This is a genomic window from Corynebacterium sp. KPL2838 (assembly GCF_040225455.1).
Classification (GTDB): Bacteria; Actinomycetota; Actinomycetes; order Mycobacteriales; family Mycobacteriaceae; genus Corynebacterium; species Corynebacterium rhinophilum.
This window is the reverse complement of the sequence record NZ_JBEHFT010000009.1, coordinates 41,311-63,184: the sequence shown is the minus strand read 5'-3', so window position 1 is coordinate 63,184 and position 21,874 is coordinate 41,311. Positions and strand designations below refer to the sequence as shown.

Here is a 21,874-nt window from a genome sequence, read left to right as displayed (position 1 = left end):
AATCTATTTCTTGTTGGTGCTGGTAGCGGGACTGTCTGCTCGAAGGGTTTCGCGGATCGCTTGCTCGATCGGGGTAGCTTCCCACTGGGCGTCGGCACCACTCAAGATGGAGGGGCGCTCCCACAGATAGCGCATCTCCAACAGTCCATGAAGATCGGAGTTAAAGAGCCCGCCAAGCTTGAGCATCCACGGACGCAGCGTTATGGGCGAGTGCCGGCAGCCTGCGAGGTATGCGAACTCCGCTTGGGTAATTGCAGGGGCGCAGGGTACGGAAATGATAGGTGGGCTGGTGGGGTCAAGGAGGGCATCGGCTAGCGCGCGGCCAAAGTCCGGAAGGTAGGTAACCGAATGCTTGGTATGCGCGTTGAAGAGTGCGAGGGGAATGCGCTTGCCGATGATCAGTTGGTGATACACGCACCCCGGGCCAGAATCCGGGCCAAATAGATCTGCGGCCACCACGGATACGGCGCGGGCAGGTGAAGCGAGGCGAGTCTTTATGAGCGCAGCGCGCACGCCTGGTTTTCCTTGTCTGGATGTGGTTAAAGGGGTACCGGGTGAAAACGTTTCATAGCTCGGATCGAATCCGTAGATGGATTCTGGAAAGACGATGGGGATGGCGCGTTCGGCGGCGATGCGGAGGGCTGTGTCCTCAGCGGGGATTAGGAGCGTGCGCCATGCCTCGGCGTTATAAGCGGCGTGGATGCAGTGGACAATGCCGTCGATGTCTACGGGATAGGACTCTTTTTGGGTGGCATTGCCGATGATGTGCTGTACGTATGGGCCTAGGTCGAGCACTGAGCCATGGCGGCTCATGATGATGCATTCATGGCCCCGGGAGGTGAGTTCGCGGGCAACCGCACGGCCAACGGGTCCGGCGCCAGTGATGAGGAATTTCATTATGTGGAGTCCTATTCATATTAGTGACTGGTGCTCTCTAAAAATATAGGGCGGGGTCCTTGAAAGCAAGAGCAGTGCTCTCTTTTGTGAGTTGCTATAGTTTGCTCATGGCACAAACCCCACGAGAGCGCGCCCGAGAACAGACGATGACCCGCATCATCGAGCTGGGGCGGCAACAACTAGCTAGTGGTGGTGTAGAGGCGCTAAACCTACGGGCCATAGCCCGTGAGCTAGGAATCGTTCCTTCTGGTATTTACCGCTACGTACCGGATAGGGCAAGCCTTATAACCCTCCTCATCGTTGATGCTTTTGACTCCCTAGATGGGGCTGTGGCGCGGCACGATGATCCGAGTGTGCAACCGCGTGAGCGATTCATTGGTCTCGTAGGTGCGATGAGGCGGTGGGCCCTTGAATTTCCGCAACGGTGGGGCCTGATTTATGGCACCCCGATTGTGGGCTATCAAGCGCCAACCACAGAGACGATAGCAGCGGGCACCAAAGTGAGCCGTCGCCTCGCCTCCTTGCTTGAGCAGTCCACGGTAGTGCCGCTGAGGCAGCGATCGCCTCAGCTGGATGCCGATATGGAGGCAGCCGCGAAAGACACGGGCTCCGATCTCAGTACGGATGCCATGGAAATGGCGCTGGAGGCTTGGGTGAGGATAATCGGGCTGATTAACGCCGAGGTTTTCGGCTACCTAGGGCGCGATACGCTGAGCGAGTTCGCTGAGTTCCATGCCCGAGCGGTGGCGCGGCTCGCTGATGAGTTGGGGCTCTAAAATCCGCCATTCTCCTCGGCAAAGGCCGCGGCGTGCTCTAGAATCTCGTCTTTCAGCTCGGGGCGGCAGATGAGCAGATCGGGGATGAAGGTGTCCTCGTTATTGAAGGTAATAGGGCTGCCATCGAGGCGGGAGCAGTGCAGGCCGGCTGCCATGGCCACGCCTACCGGGGCCGCCTGATCCCATTCGTATTGGCCACCGGCATGAATATAACCGTCATAATCACCCAGCAGCACGTGCATGGCCTTAGCGCCAGCGGAGCCGACGCCCTCGGTTTCATAGCCCATCTTTTCTGCGATATAGCCGGCCACCTTGGGCGGGCGATTGCGGGAGATGACGAACTTCTTGGACAGCGGACCGGCGACGGCGCGCACATCGGAGGACTTGAAGGTGACGCCGTAATCCGGCAGGCCCACCGCGGCGTGGACAGGAGTGCCGTCCTCAATGAGCGCGATGTGTACCGCCCAGTCCTGGCGGCCGGTGGCAAATTCCTTGGTGCCGTCAAGCGGGTCCACGATCCAGACGCGCTTCTTTTTTAGCCGGGCAAGGTCATCGGAGGCTTCCTCAGAGAGCACGCCATCGCCGGGCCGGTGCTGTTCTAATACGCGGGCGATCCATTCTTGGGCGGCATCATCTCCGGCATCGCCAAGCGAAAGGCCCCGCAGCAGGCCACCATTGCGCACGCCCTTTAAAATCTCGCCGCAGCCTTGGGCGAGCGAATTGGTCAGGCGGGAATCAGAAATCTCGACGGTCATGGTGCCCACATTACAACGGGGACTAGAGTGTGGTCATGCCAGAAAACATCCTCGAGCGCTTTCGCCCCCAAGTGGCGCGGTGGTTCCAGGACGTTTTTGCCGCTCCCACCGCGGTACAAGCCCAGGCCTGGGACAAGATTTCCCGCGGGGATCACGCCCTAATGGTTGCCCCCACGGGTTCTGGTAAGACGCTCGCGGCGTTCTTATGGGCGCTGAATAACCTGGTGGCGCGCGAAGGACAACTGGCCCTGCCGGTAGGAAACGCCGCAAGCTCTGCCACCGGCGTGCGGGTGCTGTATATCTCGCCGCTAAAAGCGCTGGGCGTAGATGTGGAAAATAACCTGCGGGCGCCGCTAACCGGCATTGCGCTTACCGCGGAAAAGCTGGGCCTGGAGGCACCGAATATTTCCGTGGGCGTGCGCTCGGGCGATACACCCTCGGCAGAGCGCTCCCGGCAGGTGCGCAAGCCACCGGATATCCTCATTACCACCCCGGAATCGGCATATTTGATGCTGACCTCAAAGGCGGCGGGGATTTTGAAAACCGTTGATACCGTCATCATCGATGAAATCCACGCGCTGGCCGGCACCAAGCGCGGCGCGCACCTCGCCCTCACGCTGGAGCGCCTGCAAGAAATTGCGGGCGACTTTCAGCGCATCGGGCTTTCTGCCACGGTGCGCCCGCTTTCGGCTATCTCGGATTTCTTGGGCGGCAATCGCCCGGTGGAAATCGTGGCGCCGGAGGCCCACAAGAAGTGGGACCTAGACGTGCGCGTGCCGGTAGAGGATATGTCGGATCTTCCCACGCCGGAGGCGGGCTCGACCATCGGGGAGCTCACCGTCGATGATGCCATCGGCATTACCGGCGGGCCGGAAGGCAACGGGGACGGCATGGAGGAATTCGGCGGGGAAGAAGACACCGCGCTGCCCACCGCGAATTCCATCTGGCCGTTTATTACCCAGGACCTCTATGCAGACATCATGGCGCATCGCTCCACGCTGGTCTTTGTGAACTCGCGGCGCAGTGCCGAGCGCCTGACCAGCCGCCTCAACGAGTTATACGCGCAGGAATATGACCCGGATTCGCTCTCGCCGGAAACCCGGCGCGATCCCGCCCAGCTGATGGCGCACTCGCACGTTGCGGGCAAGGCGCCGGCGGTCATCGCGCGGGCGCACCACGGCTCGGTGTCCAAGGACGAGCGCGCCATGACGGAAACGATGCTGAAGGAAGGCACGCTGAAAGCCGTGGTGGCCACGAGCTCGCTGGAGCTGGGCATTGACATGGGCGCGGTGGATTTGGTGGTGCAGGTGGAATCGCCGCCCTCGGTGGCCTCGGGCCTGCAGCGCGTGGGCCGCGCCGGGCACCATGTGGGTGCGGTATCGCACGGCGCGTTTTATCCCAAGCACCGCGCGGACCTGGTGCAATCCACGCTGACGGTCTCGCGCATGCGCGGCGGAATGATTGAAAAGATGCACACCCCGCGCAACCCGCTGGACGTGCTCGCGCAGCAGACCGTGGCGGCGGTCGCTGCAGCGGGCGAGGAGGGCTTAAGCGCGGATGACTGGTATGACACCGTCAAGCGCAGCCATCCCTACCGCGAGCTGGCCCGCGAGGTCTATGATTCCGTGATCGACCTGGTCAGCGGCGTGTACCCATCCACGGATTTTGCGGAGCTAAAACCCCGCGTGGTGTATGACCGCGTATCCGGGGTGATGACCCCGCGCCCGGGGGCGCAGCGCGTGGCCGTGACCAGTGGCGGCACCATCCCGGATAGGGGAATGTTCGGCGTCTTTCTCTATAGCGGTGGCGAATCCGGGAAGGCCCCGCGCCGGGTGGGCGAGCTTGATGAGGAAATGGTTTATGAATCTCGCGTGGGCGATGTCTTTACCTTGGGCGCGACCAGCTGGCGCATCGAGGAGATCACCCGCGATCAGGTCCTAGTCACGCCCGCGCCGGGGCATACGGGCCGGCTGCCATTTTGGAATGGCGATGGCGCCGGGCGCCCCTATGAGCTGGGCCAAGCCTTGGGCGAGTATCGCCGCGAGGTAAATACGGACCCGGACATTATCGCGGATGCCGATGAGAATGCTCGCAGCAATATCTTGTCCTACCTGCGCGAACAGCAGGAGGCTACCGGGATTATTCCGGATGAAAAGACGCTCGTGCTCGAGCGCTTCAAGGATGAGCTGGGGGACTGGCGCGTGGTGTTGCACACCCCCTTTGGCCGGCCGGTCAATTCCGCTTGGGCCTTGGCGGTAGGCGCGCGGGTGGGGGAGCGCACCGGCATGGACCCGCAGGCGGTGGCCGGCGATGATGGCATCGTGCTGCGCCTGCCCGAGGGCGAGGCCGATCCCGATGGCACGATTTTTGCCTTCGACGCCGACGATATTGCCGATGTCGTAGCCGAGCAGGTGGGCAATTCCGCCCTTTTTGCCTCCCGCTTCCGCGAGTGCGCGGTCCGCGCGCTGCTTTTGCCCCGCCGCAATCCCGGCAAGCGCGCCCCGCTATGGCAGCAGCGCCAGCGCGCCGAGCAGCTCTTGGACGTCGCCCGCAAATACCCGTCCTTTCCCATCATTTTGGAAACGGTGCGCGAGTGCGTCCAGGATGTTTACGATGTGCCGGCGCTGCAGGAGGTCATGCGCGATCTGGGGCACCGCCGCGTGCGCATCGCGGAGGTCACCACGGAGCAGCCTTCGCCCTTTGCCTCCTCGCTGCTTTTTAATTACACCGGCGCCTTCATGTACGAGGGCGATTCCCCGCTGGCGGAAAAGCGGGCGGCGGCGCTCGCCCTTGACCCGGCGCTTCTGGCCAAGCTGCTCGGCACGGTGGAGCTGCGCGAGCTCTTGGATCCCGCGATCATCGATGAGGTCCATACCCAGCTGCAGCGCACCGCTCCCTCGCGCCGAGCGCGCACCACCGAGGAAGTCGCGGATCTACTCCGCATGCTGGGCCCCATCCCGGTCGAAGAGCTGGGCGAGCATACGGATGTTCCCCTGGCCGCCCTGGATAACCTGGGCTCGCGGATTATGCGGGTGCGCATCGGCGGGCGCGAGCACCTTGCCCAGTCCCAGGATGCGGCGCTGCTTCGCGATGCCCTCGGCGTCCCCATTCCTCCCGGCATCCCCGCCCAGGTCGCCACGCTTGCCGATGCCCTCCCACAGCTCATCAGCCGCTGGGCGCGCACCCGCGGCCCGTTCGTGCTCGCGGACTTAACCGCTGCCTTCGGAATTTCCGTCTCCGCTGCATATACCACCCTGGCCGGGTTGGATTCGATCGTGGAGGGTCACTACCGGCAGGGAATCGAGGAGCAAGAGTACTGCGCCGCCGAGGTATTAAAGACCATTCGCTCGCGCTCGCTTGCGGCTGCGCGCGCGGATACCGAGCCGGTCTCCGGCGCCGCCTTTGCCCGCTTCCTCCCGGAATGGCACGGCATTGCGCCCGCAGGGAAGCGGCCGGCACTCCGCGGTGCCGATGGAGTATTTTCTGCTATCGAGCAGCTCGCCGGGGTTCGCCTGCCGGCCTCTGCCTGGGAGTCCATCATTTTGCCCGCCCGCGTGGGGGATTATTCGCCCCGCATGCTAGATGAGCTAACCGCCAATGGTGAGGTGATGATCGTCGGCGCCGGAAAGGCCGGAGCTGCCGATCCGTGGGTGATGCTGCTGCCTACCGATTACGCCGCCCAGCTCGCCCCCGAAACCGATCCGGAGGGCGTAAGCATGCTGCAGCGCGCCATTTTAGGCGTGCTCGAGCGCGGCGGCGGTTTCCTCTTTTCCGATATCGCCGCCGAGGTCCCCGGTACCGCCGAGGAAATCCGCGAGGCCCTCTGGGGGCTGGTAGAAATGGGCCTGGCCAGCCCGGATTCCTTCGTCCCCATCCGCACGCGCTTATCGGCAGGCGGGCGCGGTGCCTCCCGCGCCGGCCGCGGTTCTACCGCCCACCGCTCCAAGCGGCGCCCCACGCGCTCGCGGCTGCGCATGGGTCGCACCTCGTTTGCCCAGACCCAAAATGCCAACGGAAGCGCCGGCCAGACCCCACCTGATATGCTCGGCCGCTGGTCGCTGGCTGTGCCCGCCGCCCAAGATGCCACCTCGCGGTCCGTGGCGCACGGCGAGGCCTGGCTGGATCGCTACGGCGTGGTCACCCGCGGCTCCGTGGTGGCCGAGGACGTCCTCGGCGGCTTCGCGCTGGCCTATAAGGTGCTTTCCGGCTTTGAGGAATCCGGCAAGGCCATGCGCGGCTATGTCATTGAGGATCTCGGCGCCGCGCAATTTTCCACCCCGGCTATTATCGATCGCCTCCGCGGCCTGGCGGATTCCCCCGATGTCACCGGTTGGCCGTCCGGCACCACCGTCCCAGAGACCTTCGTGCTCGCCGCCGTGGATCCCGCCAACCCCTACGGCGCGGCGCTGCCCTGGCCGCAGCGCGATGATGCGGGTGGCAAAGCCACCGGCGGGCCGGCCCGCTCTGCCGGGGCACTAGTCGTGTTGTGCGATGGCCTCCCCATAGCCCACCTCACCCGCGGCGGCAAGACCTTGACCACGTTCATCGACGCCCTGCCCGATGGAATTGAGACCACCGACGTCTACGCCCGCCTCCTGTCCGCGCTCGTAGAGCTCATCGCCGCCGGGCACATGTCGCCGCTGGTGATTGAGAAGTGCAATGGCAACCCCATCCACCACACCTCAGCGGCTAATATCCTGCGCTCGCTCGGGGCAGGAATTACCCCAAAGGGCATACGCATTGCCGGGCAGGCTGCGCCGCCGCGCGTTCCGCGCCGCGGGGCGCGGGACGGCTCACCGGACGACTCGCGGGGTAACTCACGTGATGGCTCGAGCGGTGGCCTGCGCGGCGGCGGCCTGCGCGGCGGCAGGCGCGCCTCCGAGGCCATCGAGGAGCTCAGCTTCGACGATCCGCCCCCGCCCCCGCCACCTCGCAATTCCGGTGGCTTCCGCCCGCGCGGCGGGTACCGTCGCTAGCACCAAACGCCCGTAGGTGTATTTTGGTGGAGCCATAGTGTCTGAGGCCCACGGAAGGAGGCCAGCCCCCATGCCCGAAGGCGATTCCGTCCTACAACTTTCGCGCCGCCTGCAGTTTATGACCGGGCGCGAGGTCACCGGCTGTTCCGTGCGCGTGCCGCAGCACGCCACCGTTGACCTCACCGGCACCATCTGTGAGCGCGTGTGGCCGTATGGCAAGCACCTCTTTATGCAATTCGACCAGACCATCGTGCACACCCACCTAAAGATGGAGGGCACCTGGGCCATCCACTACGCCGGCGACCGCTGGCGCAAGCCCGGACATAGCGCGCGCATCGTACTGCAACTGGCCCATTCACCGCGCGATATTGAACTCGTAGGACACTGGTTGGGCTTTGTCGATATCTTCGACGCGGATCAGTATCACAGCCGCATCGCGCACCTTGGCCCGGATATCTTGGACCCCGACTGGGACCGCGAGGAGGCGGTGCGCCGTTTACGCGCGCGACCCGAGCGCAGCATCGGCACGGCGTTATTAGACCAGAAGGTCGTGGCGGGCATTGGTAATGAATACCGCGCCGAAATCTGCTTCCTCGCCGGCGTTCACCCGGCCACCCTGGTGGCAGAGGTGGATGTGGAACAGGTATTGGACATCGGCAAGCGCATCATGTGGGCCAACCGGAACTCGCCCATCCGCGTGACCACCGGCGTGCGCCGGGCCGGGGAGACCACCTATGTCTTTGGGCGCAACCGCAAGCGTTGTCGGCGCTGCGGCACCATCATCCAGAAGGATTCCCTGGGCGGCGTTGACCGCGGTGGGGACGAGGGTGAATTAGAGCGCATCATCTGGTTCTGCCCGCACTGCCAGCCGCTCTAAGACTCCTTTACACTTTTCGCGCTAAGCTGGCGGGCATGCGATCACTACTAAATCTTGTATTTAATATCATCTGGTTACTCTCCGGCGGCATCGTTCTTGCGCTGGGTTACTTCCTCTTCGGCATCATCGCCTGCATCTTCATCGTGACGATTCCAGCGGGCGTGGCCTCGTTCCGCATGGGTCAGTTCGCCCTGTGGCCGTTCGGCCGCTCCGTGGTTGAGCCCCGCAAGGGCACCGGCGGAATGTCTTCCATCTCCAATGTCATCTGGTTCGTCATTGCAGGCCTGTGGCTATCCATTGGCCACGTCGTTACCGCGGTCATCCAGGCGATTACCATCATCGGTATCCCCGTTGCCTGGGCCAACCTCAAGATGATTCCAGTGACCTGCTTCCCCTTTGGCCGCAAGGTTGTTAGCTCGAAGAACATCCCGGCCGGCTGGCAGCCCATGGTGAAGCTGTAAATTCACCTCGCCTGAACGCGCCCGGCCCGAAGCGAAATGTTGCTTCGCGGCTGGGCGCTTTAGTGATCTGTGGTGCTTAGGCACGAACATGTCCAAAACAACCGCATTTGTCTCTTTTTGAGGGCAAATTTTTCAAGAACGCGGTTGTTTTGGACACTTTTACGTGCCCGGGGCGCCTGGGCACGGGCACGGCGCGGGCCGAAACTAACGGTTGGCGCGGTACCAGCCGATGAGCTTATCGGTGGACTGGTCGCCGGAATCTACCTCTTGGCTGCCGGAGACAGCAGGTGCTAAGTCATTGGCCTGCTGCTTGCCCAGCTCCACGCCCCATTGGTCGAAGGAGTTGATATCCCAGATGATGCCCTGGGTAAAGACGATGTGCTCGTAGAGCGCAATGAGCGCGCCCAGGGTGGAGGGGGTAAGCTCCTCGGCCATAATCGTGGTGGTGGGGCGGTTGCCCGGCATCACCTTGTGCGGCACGAGGTCTTCGTCAACGCCCTCGGCGGCGATTTCTTCAGCCGTCTTGCCAAAGGCCAGCACCTTGGTTTGGGCGAAGAAATTGCCCATGAGCAAGTCATGCATCGAGCCGGTGCCGTCCGCGGTGGGGAAATCCTCCTTGGGGCGGGCAAAGCCGATGAAGTCCGCCGGGATGAGGCGGGTGCCCTGGTGCATGAGTTCGTAAAAGGCGTGCTGGCCATTGGTACCCGGCTCGCCCCAGTAAATCTCGCCGGTATTTCCAGTGGTGACCGCGGTGCCATCGCGGCGCACGGACTTGCCGTTAGATTCCATGGTCAGCTGTTGCAGATAGGCCGGGAAGCGGCCGAGATCCTGCGCGTACGGCAGGACGGCGTGGGTTTGGGCGCCAAAGAAATTGGTGTACCAGATGCCCAGCAGGCCCATAAGAACGGGCACATTGCGCTCTAGCGGGGTGGTGCGGAAGTGCTCATCCATGGCGTGGAAGCCTTCCAAAAAGCGCATGAAGTCCATCGGGCCAATGGTGCACATCAAGGACAGGCCGATGGCGGAATCGAGGGAGTAGCGACCGCCCACCCAATCCCAGAACGGGAACATGTTGTCCGTATCGATGCCGAATTTCTCCACCTGCTCCGCATTGGTGGATACGGCCACGAAGTGCTTGGCTACGGCGGATTCATCGCCATCGAATTGATCGATGAGCCAGCGGCGGGCCGCGTGCGCATTGGTCAGGGTTTCTTGCGTAGTAAAGGACTTGGAGGAAACGATAAAAAGGGTGGAGCCGGCATCGAGCCCGTCCAAGGTGGCGGCCATATCGGCAGGGTCCACGTTGGAGACGAACTCCGCGGAAATGCCGGCCACCTCATAGGAGCGCAGAGCTTCTGCGGCCATGGCCGGACCCAGGTCAGAACCGCCGATGCCGATATTGACCACCTTTTTGATGGTGTGGCCGGTATGCCCCAACCAAGAGCCGGAGCGCAGGGCGGTGGCGAAATCACGCATGCGTCCCAGGACTTCGTGGACATCAGCGGCGACATCTTGGCCATCGACGTGCAGATCATCTTCTACCGGCAGGCGCAGGGCGGTGTGCAGCACGGCGCGATCCTCGGTGTTATTGAGATGCTCGCCTGCAAACATGGCATCGCGGCGGCCTTCCACATCGGCGGCGCGGGCTACCTCGACCAAGTGCTGGAGGACGTCTTCATCGATGAGGTTTTTGGATAAATCCACGTGCAGGCCGGCGGCGTCGAAGGTGTAGTTCTCCGCGCGGTTTGCGTCTGCGGCGAAGAGTTCGCGAAGGCGCATGTCCTGCTTTTCTTCATAAACCTTGACCAGGTCTTTCCACTGGGACGATGCGGTGATATCCATGGCAATTGGCCTTTCTGGCGACGAGCGCATTGGCAATGTGTACCCCTCCCACCGTAGTCGAGAATGAGTGCCAACGGCACCGTGAGAAGTGTGGCGTTTAGAGGATGAGGGCGCCCGCCCAGCCGGCGATGAGAAGTGGGATATTGAAGTGGATAAAGGTGGGGATGACGGAGTCACGGATGTGATCGTGTTGGCCATCGGCGCCGAGGCCGGCGGTGGGGCCGAGGGTGGAATCGGAAGCGGGGGAGCCGGCATCGCCAAGCGCGCCTGCCGTACCGATAAGCGCTACCGTGGCCGCGGGGCTAAAGCCGAGCGAGGCACACAGGGGAACGTAGATAACGGAGATGATGGGCAAGGTGGAAAAGGACGAGCCAATGCCCATGGTGACCACCAGGCCGACTAAAAGCATGGCGCCTGCGGAGAGAAACTTATTGGTGCCAAAGAGGTTGGCGGTGGCATCGACAAGCGGGCCGACTTCCTCCGTCGCCGTCATGACAGAGGCAAAGCCCTGCGCGGTGATCATGATAAAGCCGATAAGCGCCATCATTTTCATGCCGTTGGTAAAAACGTCATCGGCGTGCTTCCAATCCACCGCGCCGGAAATGAGCAAGATACCCAGGCCGGTCAGGGCGCCGACGAGCAGGCCATCGGATTCGAAATCGAGCGTCTGCATGATGATTTGCACGGCGAAGGTGGCAATAATCGCCAGGATGGAGACCCAGATTTTATACGTCGAGGGTGTTTCCTGGTGCTCTTCGGCGGCAATAGGCCGGTCCTCGTACTCGCGCGGGGCGCGGTAGCTGATAAAGATGGCGATGAGCAGGCCGGCGAGCATGCCCAGGGCGGGGATGGCCATGACCTGCATAATATTGATATCAGAGGTATCCAGACCCGCCTCTTCAATATTGAAGAGCAAAATATCGTTCAAATAGATGGACCCGAAGCCCACCGGAATGAACATGTAGGTGGTGATAAGGCCGAAGGTCAGGCACGTGGTGATAAGGCGTCGATCCAGCTTGAGCTTATTCATCACCGCCAATAGCGGTGGGACGAGCAGCGGGATGAAGGCAATGTGAACGGGGATGAGGTTCTGGCTCATCACGGCCATGGCGATAAGGCCAATAACGAGCATCCACTTGGTGGTGGCCGCGGCCTTGGGATCTAATTCGCCGGTGCCGCCGAGCTTGGCGATGAGAAAATTGGCCAGGATCTGCGGCAGCCCGGCGGAGGCAACGCCCATCGCGAAGGCGCCCAAGAGGGCATAACTTAAGGCAATCTTGGCGCCGCCGCCGAGCCCGTCCTGGAAAGCGAGCATGGTGGCATCCAAGCCCATGCCGGAGAGGAGGCCGCCGACGATCGCGCCGATGAAAAGCGCCACCACCACGTGCACGCGCAGGAGGGCGAGCGCGAGCATGACGATGACGGCGATGAATACTGCGTTCATGCCCCGAAAGCGTACTGCATAGTATGGGTTAGCCCGTAATTAATCCGAGGGTTGAGTGGTGGCTTTACCCCAGGCGGCCGCGCCCCATGCGCAGTAAGGCAGAGGCGATGGTGGGGCCTTCCTCACCGAGCTCCGCGCGGAACTCATTGAGGATGGCGATCTCGCGGGTGTGTACCAGGCGCGTTCCGCCGGAGCTCATGCGGGTGCGGCCCACCGCGCGGGAGACCTCGGTGCGGCGCTTGACTGCGTCCAAGATGATCTGGTCCAGGCGGTTGATTTCCTCGCGATACTGCTGGATTTCCGCATCAGATAGGGGATCATCCGTGCCGGTGGGCGTGCGGATATCCAAGCCATTGTTAACGATGGATTCATTATCTTCAGCGGTCATGGTCCCTTATTGTGCCACTTCGCCGTGCCAAGGTGCCACTCGGTTAGGTATTTAGAAAACGCTGTGTATGCCGCAAATACGGGCCATGTCCGGTGGGGCTAGTAGGTTGGTAGGCATTATGACGAATAACTCTCCATTTAGCCCTTCTTCCACCCCGCGCGAACCCGCATCTGGCCCTACCTCCCGTGGCGGCTTTGCCGCTAGCCAGAATCCCTTTGGTAGCACGCCCAGGCCCGCGGAATCCGATCCTTTAACCCAAGGTTTGAACCCGCAGCAATTAGAGGCGGTTACCCACACCGGCAGGCCCTTGCTGATTGTCGCCGGTGCGGGCTCCGGCAAGACGGCGGTGCTGACCCGCCGCATCGCGTACCTCATGCGCCATCGCGGGGTAAACCCGTGGGAAATCCTCGCCATTACCTTTACCAATAAGGCCGCCGCTGAAATGAAAGAGCGCGTGGGCTCTCTGGTGGGGCCGGTGGCCGAGCGCATGTGGGTATCTACCTTCCACTCCATCTGCGTGCGTATTTTGCGCCAGAACGCGCAGCTCGTACCGGGGCTTAATACCAACTTCACCATTTATGATGGCGATGATGCCCGCCGGCTTCTATCCATGATTGCCAAGGATATGCAGCTGGATCTGAAGAAATACACCCCGCGCGTGCTGGCGAACCAGATCTCCAACCACAAAAATGAGCTCGTGGGCCCGGCTGAAGCAGCAGAAAAGGCGCAGCAGACAAAGAACCCGTTTGAAACAACCGTGGCGGATGTCTACGCCGAGTACCAGCGCCGCCTGCGCGCGGCCAATGCGGTGGACTTTGATGACCTCATCGGGGAAGTAGTGCGCATTTTCACCGAGCACCGCCAGGTGGTGGAGTTTTATCGCCGGCGGTTTAAGCACGTGCTGATTGATGAGTACCAGGACACCAACCACGCCCAGTACGCGCTGGTAGCAGCGTTGGTGGGCAAGGGCGAGCTGGGCCCCGATGCCCCAGAGCTGTGCGTAGTGGGTGATTCCGATCAGTCCATTTATGCCTTCCGCGGCGCCACTATCCGCAATATCGAGGAATTCGAGCGCGATTACCCGCAGGCACACACCATCTTATTGGAGCAGAACTATCGCTCCACGCAGACCATTTTGAACGCGGCCAATGCCGTGATTGCGAAAAATGAGAACCGCCGGGAGAAAAACCTGTGGACCGCGCATGGTGATGGCGAATCCATCGTGGGGTATGTGGCGGATAATGAGCACGATGAAGCCCGCTTTATCGCCGCGGAGATTGATGCGCTGGCGGATAAGGGCCACAGCTACTCCGATATCGCCGTGATGTACCGGACTAATAATGCCTCCCGCGCGCTGGAGGATATCTTCATTCGCTCCGGCATCCCCTATAAGGTCGTTGGCGGAACACGCTTTTATGAGCGCCGCGAAATCCGCGATATGGTGGCCTACCTGCGCATTATGGATAACCCGGACGATACGGTGAGCCTGCGCCGCATCATCAACGTTCCCAAGCGCGCTATTGGTGATAAAGCCCAGGGCCAGATTGCCCTGCACGCGGAGAACCAGGGGATAAGCTTTGGCAAGGCGCTTGCCGATGTCCCCCGGGGCGACGTCCCCGGCCTCGGCACCCGCGCCGTTAATGCGGTTACCAAATTCAATGACATGATGGATGGCATCCGCGCACAAATCCCAGGCATGCGCGATGAGGTGACCGGCCAGCCCGATTTGGGCGAATTGCTCACCGCCATCCTGGATGCCACCGGCTACAAGGCGGAGCTAGAAAACTCCAATGATCCGCAGGACGGTGCGCGCCTTGATAACCTCAATGAGCTGGTGTCCGTAGCCCGCGAATTTACCTCGGAGGCTGCCAACCAGTTGGCCGCTGCTGGTGCGGATGCCGTCGATCCCAATGAGCTAATAGAAGAAGGCGAAGCCGCGCCGGGCTCGTTGCAAGCCTTTTTGGAGAAGGTCTCGCTGGTCGCGGATGCGGATCAGATTCCGGATTCTGAGACAGGGGTAGTAACGATGATGACCCTGCACACGGCGAAGGGCTTGGAGTTTCCCGTCGTCTTTGTCGCCGGCTGGGAGGACGGCCAATTCCCGCACATGCGCTCGCTGGGTAACCCGAAGGAATTAAGCGAAGAGCGCCGCCTGGCCTACGTGGGCATTACTCGCGCCCGCGAAAAGTTGTACCTCACGCGCGCCATCTTGCGCTCTGCGTGGGGCAATCCGGTAACCAATCCCGCCAGTCGCTTCCTCGCCGAGATCCCAGAGGATCTCATCGACTGGCGGCGAGAGGATTCCGATAGTGATCTCACCGGTTCCTGGGGAGCCGATGACTATCAATATGGCCGGAGCTATCGCCGCGGTTCTAGCGGCGGCTATTCCGGCGGTGGGGGTGCTGGGTTTGGCCAGCGCGCTACGTCTTCCCCTTCGCAACGCACTCGCCAGCCTGCAGCTAATTCCATGCCGAAGAATAAGAACCTCAACCTTGCGGTAGGAGACCGCGTCAATCACGCGAAGTACGGGCTTGGAACCGTGATTGAAACGGCCGGTTCCGGCGCCCGCGCCACGGTGACCGTGGACTTTGGTTCCTCCGGCAAGGTGCGGCTCATGCTCATCGGCGGTGTGCCGATGGAAAAGCTCTAGACCGAAATCCCGCGCTCGTCGAACCAGCCCACTGGGTCAACGGCTGCTCCGCCGCCTGGGTGGATTTCGAAGTGCAGGTGCGGGCCGGTGGAGCGGCCCTCATTGCCGATGTCCGCGATGTGGTCGCCGGCAGAAACGTGGTCTCCCACATTGACGCGCAGCGAGTTGGCGGGCATGTGGCCGTAGACAGAGATGCTGCCATCGACGTGCTGGATGCGAATCCAGTTGCCAAAACCTTGTGCTGGACCGGAGTTAATGACTGTGCCGTCCATGACGGAGTAGATCGGGGTGCCGACTGGGTTAGCGACGTCGATGCCGTTGTGCATCGCGCCCCAGCGCATACCGAAGCCCGAGGTCAAGGTGCCGGAGGTAGGAAAGACCACCGTGTTGCCAGCGGCGTCCTTGCCACGCTCAGGGGTCAGCCCGGAGCGGTCTCCCTCGGGAGCGAAGGCTTCCCGCAGGCCTGGAACGGAAGAGGGGTCCAAGACGATGTTGACTCCGCCAGATTCATTCTGGCTAAATTCCGGGACCGCATCGCCGTTGAGTACACCAACGGCGGTATTTGCGAGGCCGACGGCGGCGTCGATCACGCCTGCGTTATCAACGTTGGTGGCTTGCGGCTCAGAGGAGCCATTCGAAACGTCCACGCTGGCCACTGGATCAGCAGCAAAAGCGGAGGTGCCGGTAGCAAAAACGGTGCCAAGCGTGATGATGCTTAGCGCTACATTCCTGCGTGCGCGGTTCATGCGCTTCATAAGTTTAAGTCCTTTTCATGGCTGTGCATGGTCTCGAGGCGCGCAAACCTTGAAGGTTTCGCGTCTTTCAACTGCCCTGTGCGACACGCCGAGGGAATGGAAATACCCCATTTGGTGGTCGCTTGTGGCAACGAGTTAAAAGTTAGCCTGCCCATGGGTACCGCGCAATCTGGAAAAATGCTGGTAGAAACCACGATTATTCGAAAAGTTTCGAACATGCCAGCTTGTTGCGCGTGTTACGAAAGTGGCCAAAGTTGCGGGTTTGAAGTACTGGTTTAAGCTCTGGGGGTAGCTGGCGGGGGTGCTGGGATGGGCTTGTCGGTGTCGAGCCGGAAAACTGCCATTTACCTGCGACAAGGCCCTGTACTGGACTCGGCTGAAAGCGTCTTGGGGTCCCTGTCGGGCAGGGTCATTCCTAAGGGCGTTAGAAGGGGAGCTGGCTACCAAATTTGTGCAGTTGTTGTTGAATTTGTGGGCCGAAAGCGTTGACCGCACCGATTCCTATACCGATGGCCAGTGCGCCCGCAATGACACCGATGATCCCCCAGAACTGCGGCTTGGAAGAGAGGGAATCAGCAACCGGTAGTTGGTGATCTGCAGCGTCTTCAGCATCCATGAGGTGGGCTTGAGAGTGATCTGAGGTGGAGCCTAAGGGTAAGCAATCGGCGAGCTCCTCGATAGTATAAAACGTTGAGTCAGCGGCAATAGGCTCACAGCCATCGTGGAACGGGATTTCCTTTTCGTTGTAGAGCATCCGCACAAGGGTCTCTCCGCGATCATTTTGGAATGCGTCCCATTGAATATTCGCGCCCATCGGGGAGACGGTATCACCACGCCATGCGGAGTTATCCCAGCTGTATAAATCATCCTCTGGGACACCTTGTTCGGAACCAGGCAGCTTCAGTAGGGCAGCCAGCGGGATGATGGTCTCGGCGTGGCCGAAGCGATAATTGGCCGCCACGTCGCCGCCAGCAGCGCGGTCCTGAACGTTTCTAATCATCTCCTCAAGCAGTGGTTCATAGTTGTCGTAGGCAATCGTCTGGCCCTGGATAGCCGGGCCTTTCTCATAGAAGTCTTCTACGTCAAGCAGGTACGCAAAGGTTGGTCCGCTGGTATCGTCTATGTACTCATCAAAGATCCACCCCTCCGCCGGGGCCTTTTCCTCGTGCTCCAAAGCTGGAGCGATGATGTAGAGGTTGTAGAACTGCAAGGCGGCGTCAACGATGCCCTCAACGGATTTGTCGTCCTTTTCTCGGGCGGAAAAGCGAACGGAGCCATCTGCTAAACCGTTGATAAATTCTGGCGTAAAAATCTTAGCCAGCAAGCTGCGTGCAGCCTGCTGCGACTCTGGCTTGGCGTAGGCCTGTTGTACTTTTTCCTGTAAAGCCTGAGAGTCCTTCCACTCTGTATAGCGCTGATAGGATGCAGCGTTTTTATCCTTGTGTGCGTACATCAGGTCAGGGCGTGCGGCGATATTAACGTGGCCATCTTTCGTGTCATCGTCCAAGTGTGCGGCCAGCGAAGGGGACTGTTCCAGTAGACCTTCCCCGAAGTTCCACCCAGAGTCATTGGCGCGGTCCTCTCCTGAGGAAGTGAAGCTCACCTTGAGGTCCTCGGCGGCAATCGATCCCAGTAGCTCTGCATTGCGCTGTGCATTGCGTTTGCCGATGTCCCTGAGCTCTTCTCGTCCCACTTCCGTCAGGTTTCCATAACCGGCTTCTTGGCCAGGGCCACCGGATAGCTCTTGGTTTACCGTTATCATGGCCTCTACTTGCGGGATGAGCTTTGTACCGAGCTCGGTAAGCTGATCGCGTTGTTGGGCATACTCCAGCATCTGCTGTGCGAGGTCATCGTATTTAAAGCTTGATAGGCCGCGGGATCCGTGGCGATCTACCGTTGAGGTGTAAATCTGGTGAAACCCACTGGGGGCTTCGGCGTAGCTTGATCCCTGTGGCTGGTAACGCTGCTTGGTGGAGTAGTAGGTGGCGCCTTCGGAAGCTAGAGCTGGTGCGGGCGCGAGGGTACAGCTCAGGGCAGTGATGAGGGAGAGAGTGCGTGTACGCATATGAGTATTCCTTGCTGGAGAGCTGGATAAAAAGACAGCTGACAGCTTAAGGGCCGCATCTTGCAATCACATGGCATGTAGGTAAATTGCGGGAATACTTTTCGGCTCTCGGCGGAGTGTGCGACGCATCCGCGAATTGGGATTGAATTCTGCTGCTGCGAGCGAGCGGAGGTGGATGAGACAGTAGGTATAGCAAAAGCGCCGCAGAGGATGTCTGCGGCGCTTTAACAAGAAGGGAAGAAGGCTCTTAGAGCTGGATGCCTCGCTCGGCCAGCCATGCCTGTGGGTCAACGGCGTCACCGGAGTTCGGGTGAACCTCGAAGTGGAGGTGAGAACCGGTGGAGAAGCCCATGGAGCCCATACCGGCGATCTTCTGGCCGGCACGCACGTGCTCGCCCACGGCAACGTCGAGGGTCTGCATGTGGCCATAGACGGTCATGGTGCCGTCATCGTGGAGGATGCGGATCCACTGGCCGTAGCCGGAGGCAGGGCCGGAATCGATAACGGTGCCGTCCATGATGGAGAAGATGGGGGTTCCAATGGCGTTGGCGATGTCAACGCCGGCGTGGAACGAACCCCAGCGCGGCCCGAAGCCGGAGGTGAAGGCGCCTTCAGCGGGGCGGGCAATGGAGGGGGCGCGAGCGGCAAGGTCCTCGGCGGCGCGGTCAGCGGAAGCCTGGATGGACTTGCTCAGCTGGTCCACCAAGTTGGTGACCGGCTTTGCCTCAGCAACGTTGAGGATCTGCGGTGCAGCATCGGAGGAGCCTGCTGGGGCGTTGTTAACCTCGGAAGTATCAGCGGCAAGCTTGTAGTCAACAGACTGCGTCTTGGTGGTGGTAGTTGCAGTGTTGTCGGACTCAACGTTAGCGGCAGCTGCGCCGCCTACGCCGGCGGTGGATACGGCACCGGCTGCAACGGTCATGACAGCGATACGACCCTTGGTGGTCTGCGAGGTGACAATCTTGCGATGGCGGCCGGCGCCACGCTGAACTTTGCTTCGCATTAAATCTTCTTTCGTATCTTTCACAATCTTCAAAAAGAGCGTTACATCGTCTCTGGGGTAGTTACGAGATTGTGACCTTCTTGTTACCAACGAGATGTAACAGTAGCGTCTCAAAAAGATAACAGCAAGCCAAAAGTTAATTTTTTCTCGGGCCGATCTGGAATAAGCCTACATGCAGGCAACTTCTGGAGAATTTTACGCATAGTGCGATATAGATCTCTTAAAGCCAAGCCCCCGCGGTAGCCCCGAGTCTGTAATAGTGCACCTTAGGTGCCGGTTGTGGAAGCGCCCCCGCATGAAATTACTGTGACCAGTGGGGGATAAGGGGGAAAACTTCATTCCTTATATATATGTCTACAGTAGTTACTGAAGAAGTCCACGGTGATTTTGGAGGTGCCTCGTCGCGCCACCCCGCTACCGCGCGGAAAAGGTGGCAAAGTGGACGCCGATGAACAAAAACACCAGCCCCCAATCTCGGTCAACGCCCCGCCCGCGTAGCCAGGCGCGGGGCCGGACAGTGCAGACAGAGCGCGCCCCTCGTGCACCCCACGCCACCGCGACGCAGAAGCCACATAATTCTGCAGAACGCGTCGCCCGCAAAGCCGGGTCGAAGGCGAAGGCCCGTCGCACGCCGGCTCCGCTGACGAAGGCCGGGCGCATTCGCCAATTATTCATGTCGGCGGCGCTGCCGAATATTATTGTCGTCCTTATTATTGTGGCGCTCGCTTTCGGTGCGCTCTTGCTTTTCGGCTCACCGCTCGCGTGGTTGCCCACCATTGTGGCGGAAGCCTGGATGGTCTTTAACCTCGCGCCGGTATCCGCGGCCGGGGTGGACCTGTCGTTCCTCCCAGCCTTGCCCGCCCTCATCCTCGCCACGGTGGTGGCGGTGCGCGTGCGCGCCGCGGTGAAACACAAAGTCAGCGTGAAGGACCTGGCGATACTTGTCGCTTGCGTGGTGGGCGTTCCCGTGGTGTTGACCTGCATTGCTTGGGTGATGTTGTGGGATGCCGGCAAGGTCTTCGATGTGTCCCCGCCCAACCTTGCTGCCGCGCTGGCCCGGGTTATCGTCGTGCACTTGGCCGCGATGGCGGCTGGCATGGGCGCCCGCCTGTGGCGTGCCTTGGCCAAGCGTTATGGCGCCCCGCCGCTGCTTGTCGATGCCGCCCTTATCGCCCTGCGCTACCTTGCCTACCTCGCCATTGGTGCGGCGGTAGTCTTCGTGCTCGTTTTCATCGTCAACTTCTCGCGCCAAGGGGAGATGATGGATGAATATCCGTCCATCTCTGGGCTGGGCATTTTCACCCTTATTTTGTTGAGCCTGCTGTATATCCCCAATGCCATCGTCAGTACCGGGGCAGTGCTGGTGGGCTCGGAGTTTTCGGCAGGGGAGGCACAGGTAAGCCTCTTTAGTACACACCTTGTTCCGCTGCCGCCGCTACCGATTACTGGTGGCATCCCGGCCTCCTCGCCGGGGTGGGCGGTTGTGTTTATGGTGGTTCCCCTCATCGCCGCGACGCTGTCCTTGTATAAGAAGCGCCCATCCTTCCAGAAGGCGCTCGCAGCCACAGTGGCTACCGCGGTCATCATGTTCTTCGCGTGCTACCTCGTCAGCGGCACGCTGGGCTACTACGGCCACGCTGGCCCGCACCTGTGGACCGCTGCCGGCCTCGCCGCGCTGTGGATCGCCCTTGTGGGCTTGGCCGTCGCGGCAGCCTTTGCGCTCATGAACTGGCGCGACGCCCGCGCAGCCGAGGCGGAGTCTTCGGCGGCGGAGTCCGCCGAAGAGGATTCAGAAGACGCTGCAGAGTCTGCAGAAGATACCGCTTCCGAGAACACCGCTGACGCAGAGCAGTCTGATGCAGACAAGGCCGAGGCCGATGATGCTGATGGCGACGATGCTGATGGCGACGATGCTGATGCCGATGTGGGCGAGAGCGACACGGACAAGGACGAGGACGAAGACAATTCGGAATCTGGCGACGGTGAGGGCTCCGAGTCAGCAGCGAATGACGCGGACGACGCAGCCGACGACGATGACGCTGCCGCAGAATCCACGGACACCGCAGACACCGCCGAGGACGAGGTCATCGAAGGGGAGGTCGTCGAAGACGGCGACGACGGCGCTGATGCGGAGGACGCCGCGGGAGATGGTGAGGACGAGGGGGCATCGGCAAGCGGCGAGACCGAAGCGGCAGCCCCGGCCGAGGATGCAGACCCCGAGATCTTGGAGGGCGAACTCGTGGAAGAATCCGAAGAGAGCGACACAGGCGCGGCAGAAGGCGGCGAAGCACCCCAATCGGAAGCGGCAGATTCTACTGAAAGCGGTAGGAGGGACTAGGCTATAGCGCGTGACTTCACCGATGCCACCACGCGCTACTGCTGCCACTGATCGCCTACGAGTTGTCGTGCTTGTCTCTGGGACGGGCTCGCTTTTGCAAGCCATCTTGGATGCCCAGGATGAGCGCTACCGTGTGGTGAAAGTGGTGGCGGATAAACCGTGTCGAGGTATTGAACGGGCCCGAGAACGCGATATCGATACTGAGATCGTGGAAATGGGCGCCGACCGTGCCGAATGGAATACATGTCTGGCTGATGCAGTAGCTGCTGCGCAGCCAGACATTGTTGTTTCTGCAGGCTTTATGAAGATTTTGGGGGAGGGGTTCCTCCGCCGCTTCGAGGGCCGCACCATCAATACCCACCCGGCGTTATTGCCTGCGTTTAAGGGCGCGCACGGGGTGCGCGATGCGTTGGAGTATGGCGTGAAGGTCACAGGCTCTACCGTCCATTTCGTGGACGCGGGCGTGGATACCGGTTCCATCATTGCGCAGCGGCCGGTGGCCGTGCGGGCAGACGATGATGAGGCCAGCCTCCACGAACGCATTAAAAAGGTAGAGCGCGAACTCATCGTCGATGTGCTGCGCGCGGCGCAGCCCCGCGGCGAGGAACTTTTTATTCAACTCGCAGACTAAGACTTTTCGAAAGGCT

The 21,874-nt window shown here is 61.1% G+C and carries 15 protein-coding genes; 7 read left to right on the top strand and 8 right to left on the bottom strand.

The genetic code is table 11. The features are described 5' to 3' along the window. Positions 1-3: 3 nt before the first annotated feature. Entirely contained in the window at positions 4-897 is an 894-nt protein-coding gene (locus tag ABRP98_RS04870; RefSeq protein WP_349857805.1) for a Rossmann-fold NAD(P)-binding domain-containing protein, read from the bottom strand. Between the two features lie 107 nt (positions 898-1,004). Between ABRP98_RS04870 and ABRP98_RS04865 the strand changes: the two genes are divergently transcribed. Next, complete coding sequence (locus ABRP98_RS04865; RefSeq protein ID WP_296088279.1) at positions 1,005-1,673, top strand: TetR/AcrR family transcriptional regulator; 669 nt, start codon at positions 1,005-1,007, stop codon at positions 1,671-1,673. Here the strand turns inward: ABRP98_RS04865 and ABRP98_RS04860 are convergent. Beyond that, entirely contained in the window at positions 1,670-2,428 is a 759-nt protein-coding gene (locus ABRP98_RS04860) for a 3'(2'),5'-bisphosphate nucleotidase CysQ (RefSeq protein ID WP_284644548.1), read from the bottom strand. The genes ABRP98_RS04865 and ABRP98_RS04860 overlap by 4 nt on opposite strands. Before the next feature lie 35 nt (positions 2,429-2,463). On the opposite strand from ABRP98_RS04860, the gene ABRP98_RS04855 reads away from it, so the two are divergent. From ABRP98_RS04855 to ABRP98_RS04845, 3 genes are all read left to right on the top strand, one after another. Beyond that, entirely contained in the window at positions 2,464-7,404 is a 4,941-nt protein-coding gene (locus tag ABRP98_RS04855) for an Lhr family ATP-dependent helicase (RefSeq protein WP_349857802.1), read from the top strand. A gap of 70 nt (positions 7,405-7,474) precedes the next feature. Further along, on the top strand, positions 7,475-8,281 hold the full coding sequence (locus ABRP98_RS04850) for a DNA-formamidopyrimidine glycosylase family protein (RefSeq protein ID WP_349857800.1): 807 nt from the start codon (positions 7,475-7,477) through the stop codon (positions 8,279-8,281). Between the two features lie 35 nt (positions 8,282-8,316). Then, on the top strand, positions 8,317-8,742 hold the full coding sequence (locus ABRP98_RS04845; protein WP_284770599.1) for a YccF domain-containing protein: 426 nt from the start codon (positions 8,317-8,319) through the stop codon (positions 8,740-8,742). 204 nt (positions 8,743-8,946) lie between these two features. Here ABRP98_RS04845 and pgi read toward each other — a convergent pair whose 3' ends face one another. From pgi to ABRP98_RS04830, 3 genes are all read right to left on the bottom strand, one after another. Continuing rightward, positions 8,947-10,584: a glucose-6-phosphate isomerase gene (gene pgi, locus ABRP98_RS04840; protein WP_349857799.1), complete on the bottom strand. Its 1,638-nt coding sequence runs from the start codon at positions 10,582-10,584 to the stop codon at positions 8,947-8,949. A 97-nt stretch (positions 10,585-10,681) separates the two neighbouring features. After that, positions 10,682-12,028: a Na+/H+ antiporter family protein gene (locus tag ABRP98_RS04835; RefSeq protein WP_349857797.1), complete on the bottom strand. Its 1,347-nt coding sequence runs from the start codon at positions 12,026-12,028 to the stop codon at positions 10,682-10,684. Between the two features lie 64 nt (positions 12,029-12,092). Beyond that, positions 12,093-12,416: a chorismate mutase gene (locus ABRP98_RS04830; RefSeq protein ID WP_349857795.1), complete on the bottom strand. Its 324-nt coding sequence runs from the start codon at positions 12,414-12,416 to the stop codon at positions 12,093-12,095. 118 nt (positions 12,417-12,534) lie between these two features. On the opposite strand from ABRP98_RS04830, the gene pcrA reads away from it, so the two are divergent. Further along, the gene (gene pcrA / locus ABRP98_RS04825) at positions 12,535-15,066 is read left to right on the top strand and encodes a DNA helicase PcrA (protein WP_349857794.1); all 2,532 of its coding nucleotides are present in this window, start codon (positions 12,535-12,537) and stop codon (positions 15,064-15,066) included. On the opposite strand, the gene ABRP98_RS04820 is transcribed toward pcrA, so the two are convergent. From ABRP98_RS04820 to ABRP98_RS04810, 3 genes are all read right to left on the bottom strand, one after another. Further along, entirely contained in the window at positions 15,063-15,821 is a 759-nt protein-coding gene (locus ABRP98_RS04820; RefSeq protein ID WP_284783439.1) for a M23 family metallopeptidase, read from the bottom strand. The two genes, pcrA and ABRP98_RS04820, sit on opposite strands and share 4 nt — an antisense overlap. Before the next feature lie 424 nt (positions 15,822-16,245). Further along, on the bottom strand, positions 16,246-17,886 hold the full coding sequence (locus tag ABRP98_RS04815) for a histidine-type phosphatase (protein ID WP_349857793.1): 1,641 nt from the start codon (positions 17,884-17,886) through the stop codon (positions 16,246-16,248). Between the two features lie 247 nt (positions 17,887-18,133). Continuing rightward, positions 18,134-18,889, bottom strand: a complete 756-nt coding sequence (locus ABRP98_RS04810) for a M23 family metallopeptidase (RefSeq protein WP_284770605.1) — start codon at positions 18,887-18,889, stop codon at positions 18,134-18,136. 517 nt (positions 18,890-19,406) lie between these two features. On the opposite strand from ABRP98_RS04810, the gene ABRP98_RS04805 reads away from it, so the two are divergent. Continuing rightward, positions 19,407-21,227 (top strand): cell division protein PerM, encoded by a 1,821-nt coding sequence (locus ABRP98_RS04805; RefSeq protein WP_349857791.1) that lies wholly within the window; start codon positions 19,407-19,409, stop codon positions 21,225-21,227. A 22-nt stretch (positions 21,228-21,249) separates the two neighbouring features. Beyond that, the gene (gene purN / locus ABRP98_RS04800; RefSeq protein WP_349857822.1) at positions 21,250-21,858 is read left to right on the top strand and encodes a phosphoribosylglycinamide formyltransferase; all 609 of its coding nucleotides are present in this window, start codon (positions 21,250-21,252) and stop codon (positions 21,856-21,858) included. Positions 21,859-21,874: the final 16 nt, after the last annotated feature.

What these genes read in the sequence shown, in the direction of transcription:
- ABRP98_RS04855 (WP_349857802.1), top strand. Translation starts at nt 2,464, where the DNA reads ATGCCAGAAAACATCCTCGAGCGCTTTCGCCCCCAAGTGGCGCGGTGG.
- ABRP98_RS04860 (WP_284644548.1), bottom strand. Translation starts at nt 2,428, where the DNA reads ATGACCGTCGAGATTTCTGATTCCCGCCTGACCAATTCGCTCGCCCAA.
- ABRP98_RS04810 (WP_284770605.1), bottom strand. Translation starts at nt 18,889, where the DNA reads ATGCGAAGCAAAGTTCAGCGTGGCGCCGGCCGCCATCGCAAGATTGTC.
- ABRP98_RS04830 (WP_349857795.1), bottom strand. Translation starts at nt 12,416, where the DNA reads ATGACCGCTGAAGATAATGAATCCATCGTTAACAATGGCTTGGATATC.
- pgi (WP_349857799.1), bottom strand. Translation starts at nt 10,584, where the DNA reads ATGGATATCACCGCATCGTCCCAGTGGAAAGACCTGGTCAAGGTTTAT.
- ABRP98_RS04870 (WP_349857805.1), bottom strand. Translation starts at nt 897, where the DNA reads ATGAAATTCCTCATCACTGGCGCCGGACCCGTTGGCCGTGCGGTTGCC.
- ABRP98_RS04850 (WP_349857800.1), top strand. Translation starts at nt 7,475, where the DNA reads ATGCCCGAAGGCGATTCCGTCCTACAACTTTCGCGCCGCCTGCAGTTT.
- ABRP98_RS04815 (WP_349857793.1), bottom strand. Translation starts at nt 17,886, where the DNA reads ATGCGTACACGCACTCTCTCCCTCATCACTGCCCTGAGCTGTACCCTC.
- ABRP98_RS04820 (WP_284783439.1), bottom strand. Translation starts at nt 15,821, where the DNA reads ATGAAGCGCATGAACCGCGCACGCAGGAATGTAGCGCTAAGCATCATC.
- purN (WP_349857822.1), top strand. Translation starts at nt 21,250, where the DNA reads ATGCCACCACGCGCTACTGCTGCCACTGATCGCCTACGAGTTGTCGTG.
- ABRP98_RS04865 (WP_296088279.1), top strand. Translation starts at nt 1,005, where the DNA reads ATGGCACAAACCCCACGAGAGCGCGCCCGAGAACAGACGATGACCCGC.
- pcrA (WP_349857794.1), top strand. Translation starts at nt 12,535, where the DNA reads ATGACGAATAACTCTCCATTTAGCCCTTCTTCCACCCCGCGCGAACCC.
- ABRP98_RS04845 (WP_284770599.1), top strand. Translation starts at nt 8,317, where the DNA reads ATGCGATCACTACTAAATCTTGTATTTAATATCATCTGGTTACTCTCC.
- ABRP98_RS04835 (WP_349857797.1), bottom strand. Translation starts at nt 12,028, where the DNA reads ATGAACGCAGTATTCATCGCCGTCATCGTCATGCTCGCGCTCGCCCTC.